The 17,574-nt window shown below is 36.5% G+C and carries 15 protein-coding genes and 1 pseudogene; 12 read left to right on the top strand and 4 right to left on the bottom strand.

The window, feature by feature from the left end:
- Positions 1-61: 61 nt before the first annotated feature.
- A protein-coding gene (locus MHB50_RS09305) for an IS3 family transposase (RefSeq protein WP_340085184.1) occupies positions 62-1,250 on the top strand; the annotation gives its coding sequence in 2 pieces (ribosomal slippage) (positions 62-331 and positions 333-1,250; 1,188 coding nt in all).
- Between the two features lie 1,198 nt (positions 1,251-2,448).
- Here MHB50_RS09305 and MHB50_RS09300 read toward each other — a convergent pair.
- From MHB50_RS09300 to MHB50_RS09285, 4 genes and pseudogenes are all read right to left on the bottom strand, one after another.
- Complete coding sequence (locus MHB50_RS09300) at positions 2,449-2,757, bottom strand: hypothetical protein (RefSeq protein WP_077113033.1); 309 nt, start codon at positions 2,755-2,757, stop codon at positions 2,449-2,451.
- A gap of 94 nt (positions 2,758-2,851) precedes the next feature.
- The gene (locus MHB50_RS09295) at positions 2,852-4,180 is read right to left on the bottom strand and encodes a hypothetical protein (protein ID WP_340085183.1); all 1,329 of its coding nucleotides are present in this window, start codon (positions 4,178-4,180) and stop codon (positions 2,852-2,854) included.
- A complete protein-coding gene (locus MHB50_RS09290; protein WP_077113035.1) occupies positions 4,158-4,892 on the bottom strand; it encodes an ABC transporter ATP-binding protein in 735 nt (244 codons plus the stop codon). Before MHB50_RS09290 ends, MHB50_RS09295 begins: the two co-directional genes overlap by 23 nt.
- Positions 4,893-5,516: 624 nt before the next feature.
- Positions 5,517-5,776 (bottom strand): annotated as a pseudogene (locus MHB50_RS09285) (group II intron reverse transcriptase/maturase); the annotation flags it as partial.
- Positions 5,777-6,133: 357 nt separating this feature from the next.
- Between MHB50_RS09285 and MHB50_RS09280 the strand changes: the two are divergent.
- From MHB50_RS09280 to MHB50_RS09230, 11 genes are all read left to right on the top strand, one after another.
- On the top strand, positions 6,134-8,101 hold the full coding sequence (locus tag MHB50_RS09280) for a hypothetical protein (protein ID WP_340085182.1): 1,968 nt from the start codon (positions 6,134-6,136) through the stop codon (positions 8,099-8,101).
- A complete protein-coding gene (locus tag MHB50_RS09275) occupies positions 8,098-8,706 on the top strand; it encodes an ATP-binding cassette domain-containing protein (RefSeq protein ID WP_340085181.1) in 609 nt (202 codons plus the stop codon). The genes MHB50_RS09280 and MHB50_RS09275 overlap by 4 nt, the downstream gene beginning before the upstream one ends.
- Entirely contained in the window at positions 8,703-9,149 is a 447-nt protein-coding gene (locus MHB50_RS09270; RefSeq protein WP_340085180.1) for a hypothetical protein, read from the top strand. Before MHB50_RS09275 ends, MHB50_RS09270 begins: the two co-directional genes overlap by 4 nt.
- Positions 9,150-9,540: 391 nt before the next feature.
- Complete coding sequence (locus MHB50_RS09265) at positions 9,541-9,732, top strand: hypothetical protein (protein WP_340085179.1); 192 nt, start codon at positions 9,541-9,543, stop codon at positions 9,730-9,732.
- A gap of 259 nt (positions 9,733-9,991) precedes the next feature.
- Positions 9,992-10,174, top strand: a complete 183-nt coding sequence (locus tag MHB50_RS09260) for a cold-shock protein (protein WP_077113036.1) — start codon at positions 9,992-9,994, stop codon at positions 10,172-10,174.
- Between the two features lie 245 nt (positions 10,175-10,419).
- Positions 10,420-11,976 carry an FAD-dependent oxidoreductase gene (locus MHB50_RS09255; RefSeq protein WP_340085178.1) on the top strand — a complete coding sequence of 519 codons (1,557 nt, stop codon included), beginning with the start codon at positions 10,420-10,422 and terminating at the stop codon, positions 11,974-11,976.
- Positions 11,977-12,090: 114 nt separating this feature from the next.
- Positions 12,091-12,342 carry a hypothetical protein gene (locus MHB50_RS09250; RefSeq protein ID WP_340085177.1) on the top strand — a complete coding sequence of 84 codons (252 nt, stop codon included), beginning with the start codon at positions 12,091-12,093 and terminating at the stop codon, positions 12,340-12,342.
- Positions 12,343-13,170: 828 nt separating this feature from the next.
- Complete coding sequence (locus MHB50_RS09245; RefSeq protein WP_083717645.1) at positions 13,171-13,449, top strand: DUF485 domain-containing protein; 279 nt, start codon at positions 13,171-13,173, stop codon at positions 13,447-13,449.
- Positions 13,449-14,999 (top strand): cation acetate symporter, encoded by a 1,551-nt coding sequence (locus tag MHB50_RS09240; RefSeq protein WP_077113039.1) that lies wholly within the window; start codon positions 13,449-13,451, stop codon positions 14,997-14,999. The genes MHB50_RS09245 and MHB50_RS09240 overlap by 1 nt, the downstream gene beginning before the upstream one ends.
- Positions 14,987-16,747 carry a LytS/YhcK type 5TM receptor domain-containing protein gene (locus MHB50_RS09235; protein WP_083717646.1) on the top strand — a complete coding sequence of 587 codons (1,761 nt, stop codon included), beginning with the start codon at positions 14,987-14,989 and terminating at the stop codon, positions 16,745-16,747. The genes MHB50_RS09240 and MHB50_RS09235 overlap by 13 nt, the downstream gene beginning before the upstream one ends.
- Entirely contained in the window at positions 16,747-17,496 is a 750-nt protein-coding gene (locus MHB50_RS09230; protein ID WP_077113040.1) for a LytTR family DNA-binding domain-containing protein, read from the top strand. The genes MHB50_RS09235 and MHB50_RS09230 overlap by 1 nt, the downstream gene beginning before the upstream one ends.
- The last annotated feature ends 78 nt before the right edge of the window (positions 17,497-17,574 follow it).

Here is a 17,574-nt window from a genome sequence, read left to right as displayed (position 1 = left end):
CAGTTATAATGCTCCCATAAGGTGAGACACAGAAACCTGATAAATAAGTTATAATGGTGCCATGAAAAAAAGAAATCGATATACCGCAGAATTTAAAGCTAAGGTGGTTCTTGAAGTATTGCGAGAAGAGCAAACTGTCAATGAAATAGCCGCCAAATATGAACTAAGCCCAGTCATGGTCAGCCGTTGGAAGGCAGAGTTTTTAGAACGCTCTTCAATGGTCTTTGAGAAAGGCCCGAGCGAGGTGGATAAAGTTCGGAAAGAATATGAATCCAAACAAGAAAACTTGGAAAAATTAGTTGGTCAGTTAACAGTTGAAGTTGACTGGCTGAAAAAAAAATCTGGCCTCAAATAATACCGTTGATGAGCGTAAAGGAATGGTCGAACATGATCATCCAACCATCAGCATCAAGCGTCAGGCTGAACTATTAAACATCAATCGTACAAGTGTGTATCGAGAACCAAAAGTACAAACGGAGAGCAAGGAAAATATTCAAATCATGCACGAGATTGATGTTATTTATACAGACCATCCCTACTTTGGTTACCGACGCATGACAGCAAAATTACGCGAGAAAGGATATGATGTAAATCGGAAACGCGTACGCCGTCTTATGCGTCTTATGGGGATTCAAGCCATCTTTCCTAAGCCTAACCTTAGTAAGCGACTTCATGCCAAGTACTGCCGGCCTTATCTGCTCCGTGGATTAGATATTATCCGTCCTGACCATGTGTGGGGCGTGGATATTACGTACATCCGTATGGGCCGGGGATTTATGTACCTATTTATCATTATCGACTGGTTCAGCCGAAAAGTGATAGATTACGAGTTATCCAGCACACTAGAAAAAGGGTTTGTTATCCGTTGTCTCAGGCGAGTATTACGGGATCGTACGCCGAACATTGTCAATAGCGACCAAGGCAGCCATTTTACCAATCCCGACTACCTGGAACTATTGGAAGAACATAATGTTCTAGTGTCTATGGATGGCAAGGGACGAGCAACAGACAACAGCCGTACAGAAAGATTCTTTAGATCTTTAAAGTATGAAAATATCTATCTCAATGATTATGAGAATCCCAGAGAGTTGCGGAAAGGCATACGTCACTATGTGACATTCTATAATGCCGATCGTCCACATCAATCGCTGGAGTATAAAACACCGGGGAAGGTTTACCAAAAGCCTCATCTTGCCCGAGTATGTGATTTCGAACGTGACACGAGGCTTTATATGGAGCGGCGAGCATGATAGCCTTGGTTGGCGATGTCGATGTTGTGACATCTGGCTTCTTGGCAGGAGAATCATGCCCGCAGAGGCTCCATGTCAAGCCTTCATCGATCCCCCACTACCTTCAGAGCGAAAGGAGAGAAAAGACATAACTTAAATTTTATCTTCTTGTGTCTTGACAAAGGGGGGCATTACACAGTTACCTTTTGACGAGAGTTGCCTGTGCTTGCGGCAATGCCCCTGAGACTGATTCCCTCATCGTGTAATTCCAATATCTTTCGATAATGAATCATAAAAAATACCTCCATATAATAATGTCACACCCGGCGGTGTGCTCATTAATTATATAAAGGCACGGTTGAACGTGGTAATATACTTGGCGCTTGCTGGTAAACTTTGTGGCGTTGGGTGGTAAAAACTATGTCACTGGTGGTACATTTCATTGGCGGTAATCAGCTATCGGAGAAAGTTATATGTTTCGATTGAATAACTTTTATAATGAGTATCCAAATACAACTATATATCCTCAAAAAGGGATAAGTGATGCTGAACTGCTCCATGATGTACAAGAGGCTGCAACAAAAAATTCCGTTGACTTTTTTGTTTTCGAATACTCCCCCCTTAATATTTTTTATTCAAAATATACTATCTATGGAACCAAGGATGCAGAAAAAAGTATCAACGAGAAGTCTCGAATTTTTGAGAAATATACAGTTGAATTCTAAGTAAACCTAATCCATTGGAATCCTTTTATATCAATCTTTTATACGCTTATAAATTGATGGAAGTGTATGAAAAAGGATTCAAAATGATCTTACTTGAGCCAATTTGAACCAAAATGATAGATGTTAGTTGAATACTTTTTGCGAATAAAAGCTGATCCTATTCGGTGAAGTATGGATTTAAATCCATGTATTTCATCGCAAGGAATTATACTAAAATGATTGGAACTAATTTTTATTCTAATATGACTGTTATTTGTAATTTTTTTTATAAATAATATATGCATATACTCATGTATACTAATTGATAATATTCCACCTAAAAGATAGGTTAACGTGTATAAAATAATGTTAACTTTTATATAAAATAATAATAATGAAACAATAAAGAAAAGGATAAAGAAATAATTGCACCATTTCATATAAATTAGAACGTACTTAATTACGTTAATAAATGTGATAGCATTAATATTTATTTTTTTATCTACCATAATCTTTTACTTTACATTTTCTCTTTTCTTTTTTCTATTTATATAGACCTTAGTTAAAATTAAATAGAAAAACCAAAAAAAGATAATTGTTAAAATAATGGGTGTTAAATTATCGGTATTCACCCCTAGAGTTGTATATAAATCCCAGCCGTCGGTATTTTCATCGACTTTTACAAATAACGAATTGAAAAATGATGTTGTATATCCAATTTCATCATGAGTAAACATCAGCTTGATCAAACTAATTACTAAGATTATTACCGTACTTATCACAGCTGACACTAGAGTTCCAATGATAATATTAACTATCTTCATGTAAAAACTCCTCCTTTAGTTTTTTTAATCCCAAACAACTTATGTATATAACGAAAATATATAAAATCATCATTAATATGCTATTGTACAGTTTTTAAAAATTTAAGAATTGTAATATTAATGATATAAATCCTGAAATTATTACGATTATTAAAAATCCAATAATAGGTGAGAATGGATTGTCCTTTTTTGCCGGGAATAGAATTCCAATCAAAGTTGAAAGTATAATGATTAAAAGTAATTGACCAAAAATAATTAAAGTATCATAAAGATTAACGTTACCTTTATTTATAATAAGCCCTAATATCAATATTGGTAATGAAGTTATTAATATGTATAGATACTGACTGATAATTAGATTAATATAATCTTTAATTGCACTATAGTTAAATCTATAGTAATTTATTCTAATTGAATCAGTTTGAGTATAAATATACAGTCCTGATGTAGTAACTAAAAACATGGCATATAACGGATTCAATATATCTAGAATAAGCAAAGAAATCGATAAAAAATATGCAATTATAAGAGTTGTTATGTTTTCCACTCTTCTCGATATTTGTAAAATATACAAATTAAACATAGTTAGTCTAAGTTTAGTAGGCTTTTTAATTTTTAAATATAGATTATCTTCTGATCCGAAATTATTAGGAATATAAAAAAGAATGAACAATAGTACAAAAATGATTATTACAAAAATTAAGGATGTAACAATAAATCCATAATTACTATACAATTCTATGTAAAATTGGGACCAATGATTAAATTCTCCAGTTTTAAAGTTTATATTATTTATAGATTGCATTATATCTAGATATAATATTGCCAACATAACAATAAAACTTAGAATTGAAACGAGTGCACTTACTTTTTCTAATTTAATTAAATTTAATACGTATATGATTATGGAATTAATCAGTTGTAATAATAAATACCCTGTTAGACTCGTAAAAAAAATTGTGCAAATTAGTAAAGGAATATATTGAAAGTTAGTGCGTAATACTACTGCAATAATAACGGCGATACTAATTAGAAAAATAATAGTTAAAGACATAAGCAATTCAAAAATAATAAATGAACTATTTCTTTCATTATGTGTAATTGGCAACTGATTTGTTATTTTTAAGAAATTCCCTTTTTTCAAGAAAATCATTCTAGTAAGAACGAATATAATCATCGTCCAAACGATAATATTTACACCTTGCATTTTAATAATAAAATATATAAAGTTCATTTGTTCGGAAACATCGGTGTCATCTAAAAAATTATATAGAAAAAATGTGGTTACCGTAATAGTTACTACTGTGGCAATAAAGATGAAAGCTTTAAATATTTTCTCCTTTAATATACCCACACTTAGAATTCTTCTTAAAATAAATAGGAAATATAGCTTTTGTAAATTAAAAATATTTTTCAATTTCATTTTTCATGCCCTCATAATCTATAAGCTCTTTAAAAACATTTGTTAAATTAGAACCAGTCTTGAGAATGTTTTCAATAAGATCATCTATGTATATTACACCATTATTTATGAGTAACACCCTATATCCTATCTCTTCAACTAATTCTAAATCATGGGTACACATTATTATGGAACCACCACGTCGTTTGTATTGTTCAAATAATAGTTTGGTTGCTTCTTTTGCTTCCACATCTATACCATTCAATGTTTCATCTATAATAATAATTTTATTGTTAATCATAAATGCACTAACTAATTGAATCTTTTTCCTCATTCCATGAGAATAATTTTCTATCAATTGATCTAATTTAGAATCTAAAGAATAATAATCTACTAAACGAAATAACTTTTCTTTATCCAACGGTGTATCATAAAAATCACATATCATTTCTATATATTCTTTACCTGTTAAAAAATCCGGTAAAAAATCCTCACTAGATAAATATATAATTTCTTTTTTAACCGATGGATTATCATGGAAAGATTTATTAATGAAAATAGACCCTTCTTGAATCTTAAGTAAATCTACTATTAACTTAATAAGCGTTGTTTTTCCACTTCCATTGGGGCCAGCAATTGTTAATAGTTCTCCTTTATTTAAATTAAAACTTACGTTGTTTAGAACCGTATTTTTTTTGTCATAAAAATAAACAATGTTCTGAACGTTAAGCATATATCCTCCTATAAGATTAATTATAAATAGTAATTTGTACGAATGGATTTTTGATAAAGTCCATATTGACTGCCTTTTTGTGACAATGTTCTTTACGACAAAAACTTTTTCTGGAGGCAAATCAATAAGGCCCACATCCATTTCACATTGAAAACAAAAGAAAATACAAAATCTAATTGAAAAATGTGTTCAAGGTGATCTTTCTAAAAACATCTTACAAGGCGTTTAACCAACTGATGGAAAGAATACATTCAGGCAACAGATTGAACGGTCTAGTGAGTGAATCAGCTAATCGATTAATCGGAACTGTCCTTATCGACATTTATGACGATAGGCCTAGCTCATCTAGCTCATCAAGAAAATATAGTCAATTTTAAGAAAAGTTTTTTGGGGGCACCCCAAAAAAATTGTTAGGCTATTTTACATAAGATTGTGGACTCGACTCCTTATACTTTTTAGTACATAGATTATGTATTGATACCAACATAACAATCAACCCTATTAGTGTCAATACTGGTTAAAAGGTTCTGGTGCGACAAAATATGACAGAAAAATGGAGTTGATATTTCGAGCGAATTCACATGGTGTAATTATAAATGATCGAAATATTTTATCAATTATAGCTATGCTTTCTTTAGCAATGCGAACCTTAGGTTCGTGGTTATTAGTGAAGCCGAATCCCAGAAACTTCCTTCTCCATGGACGATCAACCTTAGATTTATGAGGATTTACTTTTAATTTAAGTTTTGCCTCAATAAACGAGGTTATGGATTTCATAACACGGTCGCCTGCTCTTTTCGTTCGGACGTAGAATCTCCGTACCGGACGAATTTATGCCTTCTGTGTTCAAGTCCCTAGTCGAGTTCTAACACGTACTTAGAAAGGCTTTCCTTCTTCACGTTTCTTGTCATAAACCTCTCGCATTGCTTTACAGTTACCAATAATTTCAAAAAAGCCTGGAGTAAAAAAAGTAACAGTGGATAAAACTGGATATTTAAATACGGATTCAATACACTTGAAATTAATGAAGATTTTGTCCACGCTTGGCATCCTAAAAGAAAAATTACCGCGAAACTGAAAAATGCAAATGGTACATTCACTGCTTCATGGAATCCAGTTTTAGGGTATTATTCTAAGGAAGTTAGACATAGCGGAAATACTGTAACATACTCTTATAGTTATTGAGATATATAAAGTTTAAATAAGAGGTAAAAAACTAAGTAGAAATGAGTGGCGGAGTTTTGAAAATAATTAAGTATGCAGTCATTTTTTGTTTAATTTTCGTTGCCTTACTAGCTATCGGAGAAAGTTATATGTTTCGATTGAATAACTTTTATAATGAGTATCCAAATACAACTATATATCCTCAAAAAGGGATAAGTGATGCTGAACTGCTCCATGATGTACAAGAGGCTGCAACAAAAAATTCCGTTGACTTTTTTGTTTTCGAATACTCCCCCCTTAATATTTTTTATTCAAAATATACTATCTATGGAACCGAGGATGCAGAAAAAAGTATCAACGAGAAGTCTCGAATTTTTGAGAAAAGATATTCAAGCCTTTTCTTAGGAGATATGAGTTTTGAATTTAAAAAAATTGAAGAGTTGCAAAAAGTTGGTAACATCAGGAACTATTATTTAATTGGAAATAAAAATAATATTCACCAATTCAAAATGGACTTGATTAACAAATATGCTGGAAACCACCCAAAGGATGGTTTTATAGATAATGAGCAGCAAAATTTAACAATTTCCATTTGGGTAATCATTATTTTTGTAATTGCCTTAATGACTATTTATGACATAAACCTTCAAAAAAAAGAAGTCATGATAAAGGTTTCTTTCGGAGAAAGAATTAGTAAAATTATCTCGGGAAATATTTTAATAGATACAATTGTGATTTTAATGATCTTTTCACTTCAAATGTTATTTTTATCACAGTATACTGAAGTTACACCCACACTTAATATTTCTATAAAGATGTTATGCATTTTACTTGTTATAAACAGTGTTTTATATTTTCATTTTTACTTTCAAAATTTAAAAGAGGCTTTCTCTAATGGTGCAAATCTAAAGAGAATTTTCACTGTGACATATTTTTTAAAATCCTTGTCAATTATTTTCGTTGTACTTATTCTTTCAAGTAATTTTGCCGTCATATCTCAATCATTAAATCTATATAAACAAAAGGATTTCTTTGAGAATCATGCTGATTATTACTACATTGAATTCGGCTATCTACCTATAGAGAATAGCGATGGATCAATAGACCCTAAGACTGATGAAGATGCTATAATAAATGAAAAATTTTACAGGAACTTTTTCAATAAATTTAACCCTATTGTTCTCTCTGAATACTCCATGAGTCTTCAATATGAAATAATTCAAGCTAATCGTAATTCATTGAATTATATATCAGAACAAATAAGTGAATTGGGAAATAATAAACTCGATAAACCCTTTTATTTTCTAATACATAATAAATTAAGGAATAACCCTAACATATTAAAAGATATTGAGAGAATTTTCGAAGGTGAAAATATAAATCCTTCATACGGTGAGTATTCTATCATTTACTACGAAGAAAATATTGAATTAATCAAAATGAAAAAGGGAGATGTTTATGAAACGAAGATAGTTGATAATCCAATTGTGTTTCTTAACAATTTCCCTGCAAACAACATTCAGGAACCCATAGGAACAGATTTTAAAAGTTATTTATTAGAAACAATGTATAAACCTTCCGATACCGAATTAACACGCTTTATAAAGGAAAATCAACTTACAGATCAAATTTTTATTAAGACGAATGTATATGAAAACTACAAACAACAATTAAAAAAAGCAATGAGAATTTTATATATAAATATAGCTTTTAGTCTTTTAATATTATTTTTAGAGTTTTTAATTTTAAGTTTGGTTATTAGACTAGAGTATAATTTACATGCGTTGGAGTTTTCAGTAAAAAAAATTCTGGGGCATAGCATGATAGAGAAGAACAAAAGGTTAATTTTTTTGACAATAATTATTACAGTCATGAGTACAATAATTTCTGCTTTAGTGGGTTGGAAATTTGGATTAACCGAAATTAGGAGCGTGTTAGCAATAGGATTTATCATATTGTTACTAGAACTATCTGCTATTTTTTATTGTATTTCTAAGGTTGAGAGGGCGCAGGTTCCTAAAATTTTAAAGGGTGGCAATCTATGATTGAAATAAGAAATTTATTAAAGAGATATGATGGTAACATGATTTTTTCAGATTTTAGCCTTTCCATTGACGATGGAGAATTTGTTGTTTTTTCAGGACCAAGCGGTTGTGGTAAAACAACTTTATTAAATATTATTGGTGCATTGGAACCATTTGATTCTGGGAAAGTAATTGTTGATGGGCTAGATGTAAGTAAAAGAAAGGTACATCTCAAATATTTTAGAGAAAAAGTGGGGTTTTTATTTCAAAATTTTGCTTTAGTTGATAATAAAACTGTAAAAGAAAATCTTAAAATGATTCGCAAAGGATCGAGAAGTGAATTGTCCATTGTAGAGGCCCTTAGATCTGTAGGTATGGAAGAAAAAATAGAAAACAAAATCTATACCCTTTCGGGGGGAGAGCAGCAAAGGGTAGCATTAGCGAGGCTCATGCTCAAAAAATGTGATGTGATTTTAGCGGATGAACCAACAGGTTCACTTGATCAAGCCAATACAAAAATCGTTTTGGACATTTTAAAAAATATGAATAAGCAGGGAAAAACAGTTATTCTCGTTACTCATGATGAATTCGTGAAGAGTCAGTTTAAAAGGGTGGTTTCTTTATGAAAAAAAAAAGATGGATTACTGGAGTATTCATATTCATTCTACTATTGTTTATAATATGGAATTCAGTCTGGTACTTTACAATAGCAACCACCTATAATCAATTGACAGAAAACATGTCGAAAGATCAGCATGGTGATTTCTTTTTAGAAAAGGATGAATATTCCTATTATGTTGACAAACCAATTTACTTAAGTTGGTCTGGAAATCTAACTATTACGGATTTAGAATCCGATAATTCAGTCATTATTTGGCCATCCTTTTTAGATGATAATGATGAATACGGAGTTCTAGTCCATATTGGTGGTGAGGCTTCCGTCGGTATAACGGTTGATGAAGAATTGAGACCTATTGAAAGTGATCCAGATAGTGAGAAGATAATAAATGATAATAAGAGTGAATTAGAGTTGCTAATGTCTGAAGCTAAAAGATTTTGGAATTTATAAATGTTAAAAGCAGTATCATTAGAATTTTAAAAAAAGAAAGACCGATGGGTATACACACCAAGTAAACGAGTGATGTGAAGAAGAAATGATTAACGAAGAGATTAGCAAGCGGCAAGGATAGTCTCTCCTGAAACGCTATAAAGACAGACAGCGTTTTTCTAAAATAGCATGGCAAAAGCTGTTGGGATTAAGATTATAAAAAATCTACATAACTTACATATTGCACTGCTGAAGATGTATATGGAGGAAGTGTTTATAGGCGGACACTAAGCTTCTTAAGCATCAATTTTATGGAGAGACGTATGCAATCATCTTTTTAAAAAATCCAATGAAATTGTAGAAGAGAATGGAAAGAATTTTATCGTTTTTTTCATAGGGGAGAAGTGAGAAGATGAAACAAACAAAGTTCAAAAGCTTGAATATTCATTACAATAACGAAATGCATTTTTTTATGAATAATGAAATACACGCTATTTTAAATGAAAACCAAGAGTTTAAGATCCATCCAAGGTGGAATGTGAATTTTTTCATTAGTCGAAATGAGATAACGGTTGATTTAAATGATTCTGAGGAAGAACAATAACCTGTAGCTTCTTTTATTTTTCAGCGGAGATGTTCATCAATAACCTGCTAATAAGGAGACAGGACGGTTCTTTCAGTTGTTAAACCATGAACCAGGGACAGGTTGGAAAAATGGCGGTACCGGTATAATTCATCATAAATGGCTTCATGTTTCCAGGATATGTCGAGAATCCCCGAAGGAATCCATTCCACCCTACATTTTTTTCTTGCGTAAATAGGGTATAATAGAAGTGATGAATAAGAAAGGGGATCTAGCGATCATGGCTTATAGAAGAGGGCCTCAGGAGCCGGTACCTGAAGAGGAAACAATTGTTTGGTCATGTACGAATGAACAATGTTCATGTTGGATGAGGGATGCCTTTTCTTCAGAAAATAAAACGATTTGTCCCATTTGCAAATCGGAAATGGAACAGGAAACAAGGGTTTTACCTGTTATCACGTAATGGTTTTAGACGATCCGTCCTGAATTTCGGGACGGGTTTTTTATTGTGGATAGAAATATACAAATTGGTGCAGAGGATGAACATGCTTCAGTCTCTAGTATACAAGCCAAACTGGGCCATTGTCGAAAGGTTTGGGAACTGATCGTGCATTGTTTTTACAAACAAATAAATCTGCCCAAATATACATATTTCTCGTGAAATGGGGGAATTGTTTAAAGAGAGTGTTGGAAGGAGGAGACTTGAACATGAATGAAGGAAAAAAGGGGCTAAACATTCCGAAAGACCCGAAATCATTTTGGGTTGATTCAACGAATATTCCTTCATATCCCCAGCTTGAACATGATATGAGTGTGGAAGTGGCGGTCATTGGTGGAGGAATTACTGGCATCACAACCGCCCATTTATTGGCCGAAGAAGGCTTTCAAGTGGCATTGTTTGAATCCACTCGCTTAATGAATGGAACAACCGGACACACAACTGCGAAGGTGACTGCCCAGCATGAATTGATTTATGATGAACTAATCAGTCATTTTGGTCAAAGTGGGGCAAAGCTGTATTTTGAGGCCAATATGGAGGCCGCCCATTTCATAGAAAATTATATCCGGAAGCATCAAATTGACTGTGATTACAAGAAAGAAGATGCATACGTTTATGCAACGAAAGAGAGCGAACGGCAAAAACTGGAGAAAGAAGCCAAAGCATATGAAAAATTGGGCATTGAAGGCGGTATTGTCGATAAAATACCCCTGCCGGTTCAGACGTCTGGGGCGATTGTGATGAAAAATCAGGCGCAATTTCACCCGCTCAAATACTTAATCCATCTTGTTCAAAATTTGGAGAAAAAAGGTGTTCGAATATTTGAACAGACGGTTGCGATGAGGATGGAGCAAGACAATCCTCTTGTCATCCGGATGAAAAATAATACGAAAGTACAAGCCAAATATGTTGTTTCCGCTTCGCACTTTCCTTTTCACGATGGAAAAGGATATTTTGCGCGCCTTTTTCCTGATCGGTCTTATGTATTGGCAGTTCGTCCGGAAGTTTCTTTTCCCGGGGGAATGTACATTACTGCCGGTAAGCCGACACGGTCCTTTCGCAGTGTCACTATTAATGGGGAAGAAATGCTGCTGGTTATCGGAGAGAATCACAAAACGGGTCAGGGGATTCCCGAAAAAGATCATTATGAAGCATTGAAGCAAGAAGCAATGAATGTATTTCAGGCCAAAGAAATCCTGTACAAATGGTCTGCGCAAGATCTTATTACACCAGATAAAGTGCCTTATATTGGAAGGGTATCTCAAACTCAGCCAAATATGTTTATCGCTACCGGGTTTCGCAAATGGGGAATGGCCCATGGAACACTTTCCGGGTTTATCATTAGGGATTTAATAATGGGAAAAGAAAACAGATATGAACATCTCTATACTCCTTCCAGATTCAAAGCCGATCCAAGCCTAAAAAAAATCATCAAGGAAAATATCAACGTTGCCGGCCAATTGGTTGGAGGCAAACTGGAATTGCCGGATAAAGAAATCAAAGATATTCAAAGTGGCGAAGGTGCGGCGATTTCGATCAAGGGTAAAAGGGCCGGGGCTTATAAAACACCGGACGGAAAGCTGTACGTTGTTGATACAACTTGTACCCATATGGGGTGTGAGGTGAATTGGAACAGTGCGGAAACAACGTGGGACTGCCCGTGCCATGGGTCACGCTTTTCTTATGACGGACAAGTGCTGGAAGGTCCCGCAGATCAACCGTTGCCGCAGATCGATCCTCAAAAAAGTGACCACACTTCTTCATAAGCTGGATGATTCCTCCTGGAACTTACCCGGATAATGATACGGGAATCTAGAAACAATAAAAATGTCAAAGCAAAAAAGCTTTGAATGACCAAATTCCGGAGGAGATGGATTTCTATGAGGAGAATGTGGACTTCTTTATTGGCCACATTGGGAATCGGTGCGGCCATTTACGGCTTGACCCAATATCGGAATGGGCAATATATGCGCCGCATCCAGGACTTTATGAAAGATAAAAACATTCCCGGAATGGAGAAAATGGGTGGAATGTTCAATAATCGAAATGCTTTCGTCGAAATATCCGAAGAGCTGATGCCACAGAAAGTGGCGGCCCAGCAGAAGAAGTCCAGGCAAAACAACCTGACCTAAAAGTGTACAGAAGGCGTCCAAAGGCCGAAAAATCGACCTATTGGACAGCCTCTGTCATCAAAGGCTATCAACTGTGCTTGGTGACCATTTTCACGCCATCTCGTTTTGTTCAGTCGCGATTGTTCCTCTTTTTAAAGGAACAACACGATTCCCCAACCTAGACAATTCCAAAAACGATAAAGTCAATATGTGCTGTATTGTTCGATATTCAGATAAAAATAACCATTTCCCTATTTCTAAAATTGACTGTCCGGGCCATAAATAGAAGTGAGCAGAGCGTTTTTAACCCCTAAGAACTCCATTTGCGCATTACACGGATAGAAGAAACGAGTGAAGAAGATCGGCACCAAGTATCCTCAAATTTTTCATATATCAAGAGTCCACCGCAACAGCTTGTTTTAAAAATCATTCCGCACTCACTTCATGTGCAAGAACCTGTATGTTCACTCGAGTTGCTAACTTCTCGGAGTGTCTCCTTTTCCCACTTCATGTGCAAGAACCTGTATGTATACATCCTGATTATACGCCTTGTTTCATGTCTCTCTTGGAGAAACTAACCAGGGGAGCTTTTTTATGGCGGTGAGAAATTTGGTTATTAGCGATGGGGAGCTTTGGCGATCAAAGACGTAGCATCCGTCAGTTTCTTTAAATGCGAAATGAGGCGGTGGCTCAGACGATTTGTTTTTTCGTCTGTTTACTTTCGGGTTGAAAAGAGCAATCTCTTTTTCTCAATATTATGGTATAATCTAATAATGGCTACAGTTGAAAAATTCTTTATATTGGGATGTTTTTTGGTAAAATATATGTAAGAGTCTGGTGGTGCAGGCTTTGAAAGAAAAAGAAATCTTTCTGGAATTGATGAAGAAAAAGGCTCGTTTTCTTTTAGTGGTTACGTTATTTTTCATGATTTTTTATTTCAGTTTGCCATTGTTCATTTGGTTGTTCCCCCAGTTCATTGTTGTAGGGGATAAGGTTTCATTCATTCCATGGTGGTGGATTTTCGCTTTTTTGCAATTTATCATGACCTGGCTGCTTGGCTGGATCTATTACAGAAAATTAAAAAGATACGATAAGATGGTTGAATTGTTGAAACAGGGGAATGGGTAATGAATTATATTTACTTCTTCTTTTTTCTTTGTATCATCATATGCACACTCATTATTACGCACTGGGCCGCAATGCGTGATAAAACAACATCTCAATTTTATACGGCGTCCGGCCATTTGACAGGGGTGCAAAATGGACTGGCCATCGCGGGGGATTATATAAGTGCTGCCTCTTTTTTGGGCATTACGGGTGCCATTGCTCTTCATGGTTATGACGGCTTTTTATATTCCATTGGTTTTCTGGCGTCGTATTTATTTGTGTTATTTCTTGTTGCGGAACCTGTCAAAAATTTGGGGAAATATTCTCTCGGAGATGTCATCTGCAGCCGCTTTCCCAGTGATAAAATCCGGCTGATGATGGCAGGGGGAACGTTTTTTGTTTCTTTATTTTATATGATACCGCAACTGGTCGCATCGGGACTGTTGATTCGCTTGCTGCTCGGTATTGATTATTCGATATCAGTATTGATCATTGGAAGCTTAATGACTGTATATGTCATTCTGGGCGGAATGGTTGCGACATCGTGGGTGCAAATTATCAAAACAGTCCTGCTCATGTCAGGAACATTTCTTGTCTCTTTGCTCGTGTTGGCGCGTTTTGATTGGCAAGTGGCTGAACTAATTCGCCAGGTAAAGTTGGGAACGCCGCTTGCTGACCAGTTTTTCGTTCCAGGAAACTTATTTCATGATTTTTTGGAAATGTTTTCATTACAAATGGCGCTCATACTGGGTACCGCCGGTTTGCCACATATTCTGATCAGGTTTTTTACGGTGAAAAACACCGTGGAGGTACGAAAGTCTGTTATCACTGCCACGTGGATCATCGGTTGTTTTTATGTGATGACACTCATTTTGGGCTTGGGCACTGTGGCATTGGTGAATTGGAAGCAGCTTGTCGCCGCGGACCCGACTGGAAACCTCGCCGCTCCTTTGCTTGCCAAAGTGCTGGGGGGAGACTTTTTGCTTGCTTTTATTTCTGCTTTGGCATTTACAACGATTGTAGCCGTTGTTACTGGCCTTGTCATATCGGCAACAATTGCTCTTTCGCATGATGTATATCACCATATCATTAAAAAAGGCACTGCAACAGAAAAGCAGCAGCTCAGAATGGCAAAAGTCGCGGCTGTGGGCATTGGTCTTGTGGCAACTATATTTTCGCTCGGGTTGGAAAACATCAACGTTACATTTCTCGTCTCCCTGACTTTTGTCATTGCCGCCTCCAGTATCTTGCCCGTCATCATATTTACACTGTACTGGAAGCGCTTTAATGAGGCTGGGGCATTGGCCGGCATGTTTTGCGGGTTTATTACATCCATCATTCTTGTATCTTTTGGGCCGCATATTATGAATATCGAGAGTGGATGGATCGCAAGGGAAGCTCTTATTCCACTGGAAAACCCTGGAATCATTGCCATTCCCGCCGGATTTATCGGGGCGGTTGCAGGAACATATTTATCGCGAAAAAAAGAAGACGCACACCAATTTGCCAGAACTTTCGTGCGCGCTCAAACCGGAATTGACACAAGGGGGCGTGGCTGGTGGGATTCTTGACAATGATATTGGTGCAGCGGCTCGGGCTTTTGTTAATATCCGCTTTTTTAGTTTCACGAATTCCCGGCTTTCGATCTTTGTTGGATCGGGAAATGGATGTCAAAACGACAATTGTGCATTCGGTTATTTACGGGTTGTTCGGTATTGTGGGTACAATATCGGGTGTCGTTTTTGAGGATGGGGAAATCGTCTCAAATTTTATCTTTTCTCCTGTTGAGGATGACCAATTACTTGTCAGCTCAAGTCTTGTTCCCATTGTCATAGCCGGACTGTTAGGCGGGCCGGCCGTTGGTATGGGGGCAGGATGGATTGCCGGCATCCACCTCTTTTTCCTTGGCGGAATGGGCTATTCGGCAAGCTGCCTGGTTAATATTCTTACAGGTCTGTTAGTTGGAATGACTGCCAGATTTTTTGCGCAGGAACGGGTCATTTCTCCTTTAAAGGCCCTTTTTATTGGCATCTTTCCACCTATTTTACAAATGGGACTTCTGCTTATATTTAATCCCCATTCCGCTTTTATTTTACATGTTGTCGATCAAGTAAGCTTGCCGCTTGTTTTTTCGAACAGTGTTGCCATTGCCATCTTTACTGCCATGATTGCCGCTGCGATTAATGAACAGGAGCGGGAGGCAGCTTCAGAAACCAAAAGGGCGCTTACCATTGCAGAAGATGCGCTCCCATATTTGAAAAAAGAGTCGCAGATTGACATGGCTCGGGGAATAGCGGAGTTGTTGTATAAAAGGTTGAAAGTGGCTGCGGTATCGGTGTCCAATTGTGAGAAAGTATTGGCTTATGTGGGCCTTGGGGACGATCATCACCAGACCGGAGACCCCCTGCAGGATGATGTTGCCGAAGAAGTGATGCGGACGGGAGAAGTGAAAGTGGCTTATACGAAAGAACATATCCATTGCCCGCATCCCCACTGCCCGCTACAGGCGGTCATTGTTCTGCCGATAAAAGAAGCAAATAAAACAATACAATTGATCCATCTATATTTTAGAAAATCACAGCATATAAGAGCCGTGGAAATTGTGTTGGCTGAAGGTCTCGGCAAATTATTGTCTAATCAGCTTGCGGTCGCGAGATCCGAAAAGTTGCAAACGCTCATCCGTGATGCGGAACTTAGAAATATGGAAGCCCAAATTAATCCTCATTTCCTCTTTAATACACTGCATTTGATCGCCACTCTTTTTCGGACGGATCCCGAAAAAGCAAGGCATTTAACAGTGCAGCTTGGAAGTTTCATGAGATTTAATCTGCGCCTGGCTGCGAATTCTCTTGTTGAACTGAAAAAGGAATGTGAACATGTCCAATCATATATAGCCATTATTCAAGCGCGATTCTTGGATCGGGTTACGATCAGTTTTTCTCCTTATGAAGGAAAAGGGGAGGCACTTCTTCCTCCATCAACCATCCAGCCCTTAGTGGAAAACAGCATTCATCATGGATTAAAAAACGTTGCCAAAGGAGGAATCATAAGGATTGATATGAAAGAGATGCATGGGAAGCTTCGAATAACTGTGTATGATAATGGAATAGGATTTTCGAGCACATTACTTTCCCGTGCGGGACATGCGCCGATCGAGAGTGAGCGGGAAGGCGGCACAGGTTTGTATAATGTGAATCAACGGTTAATTGGAATGCTTGGTGAGGATTCGAGACTTCAGATTCGAAATCACCCAAAGGGCGGATGCGAAGTGTTTTTTGATATTCCGCTTATTTCTCAAGAAAGGAGGCATCTGGCCTAATGATCAGGGTAATGGTTGCTGAAGATGAGCGCCTCGCAAGGGAAGAGCTCATTTACTTGTTGCAGCAGGAAGAGGGCCTTGTTTTATGTCCCAGCGCAGAAACAGGTGAACAATTGCTGGAATTATATGAAAAATATAAACCGGATGTTGTTTTTTTGGATATTCAAATGCCGAAAATGTCCGGGGTACACGTGGCAAAAGAAATTTTTAAAAAAGAAAAAATCCCGCCACTTTTTATATTTACGACTGCGTATGATGATTATGCGGTTGACGCATTTGAAGTGGAAGCAGTGGACTATTTATTAAAACCTTATGATCAGGAACGGTTAAAGCAAGCGATTAAGAGGGTGGTGCGCAGGCTGAATCAAGAAGCCGCCCAAAAAGAAAAAAGCCGTGGTTCGGTAAATTCCAAAACGAAATCCAAGTTGTTGATCGATGATGGGGAGCGGGTAGTCGTATTGTCTCCTGACACCATTTGCTACGCAACGAGAGTAGAGCGAGTTGTGGAAATTCATACGAAAGACGAGCTGTTTCACGGCAGAATGACACTTCAAGAACTGGAAGACAGACTGAAAGGCTATCCTTTTTTTCGTCCCCACCGGAGCTATTTAGTCAACTTGGATTATATTCAGGAGATCAAGCCGTGGTTTAACGGTGCCTATAATTTGATTTTAAAGGATGGGAAAGAAACGAGCATACCAGTAAGCCGCCATGCCCAAAAAAAGTTGTTCCAAATTCTTGAAGAATAAATGTAACCGTTTGCAAACATATTTATGCCACTCGCACAAATATTCAGGCAAATCACGACGATAATGCCACCACACTCC

The sequence above is a fragment of the Siminovitchia sp. FSL H7-0308 genome, assembly GCF_037980985.1.
Classification (GTDB): Bacteria; Bacillota; Bacilli; order Bacillales; family Bacillaceae_C; genus Siminovitchia; species Siminovitchia thermophila.
The sequence above is the reverse complement of the archived record's forward strand: the minus strand, read 5'-3'. Positions and strand labels throughout refer to the sequence as shown.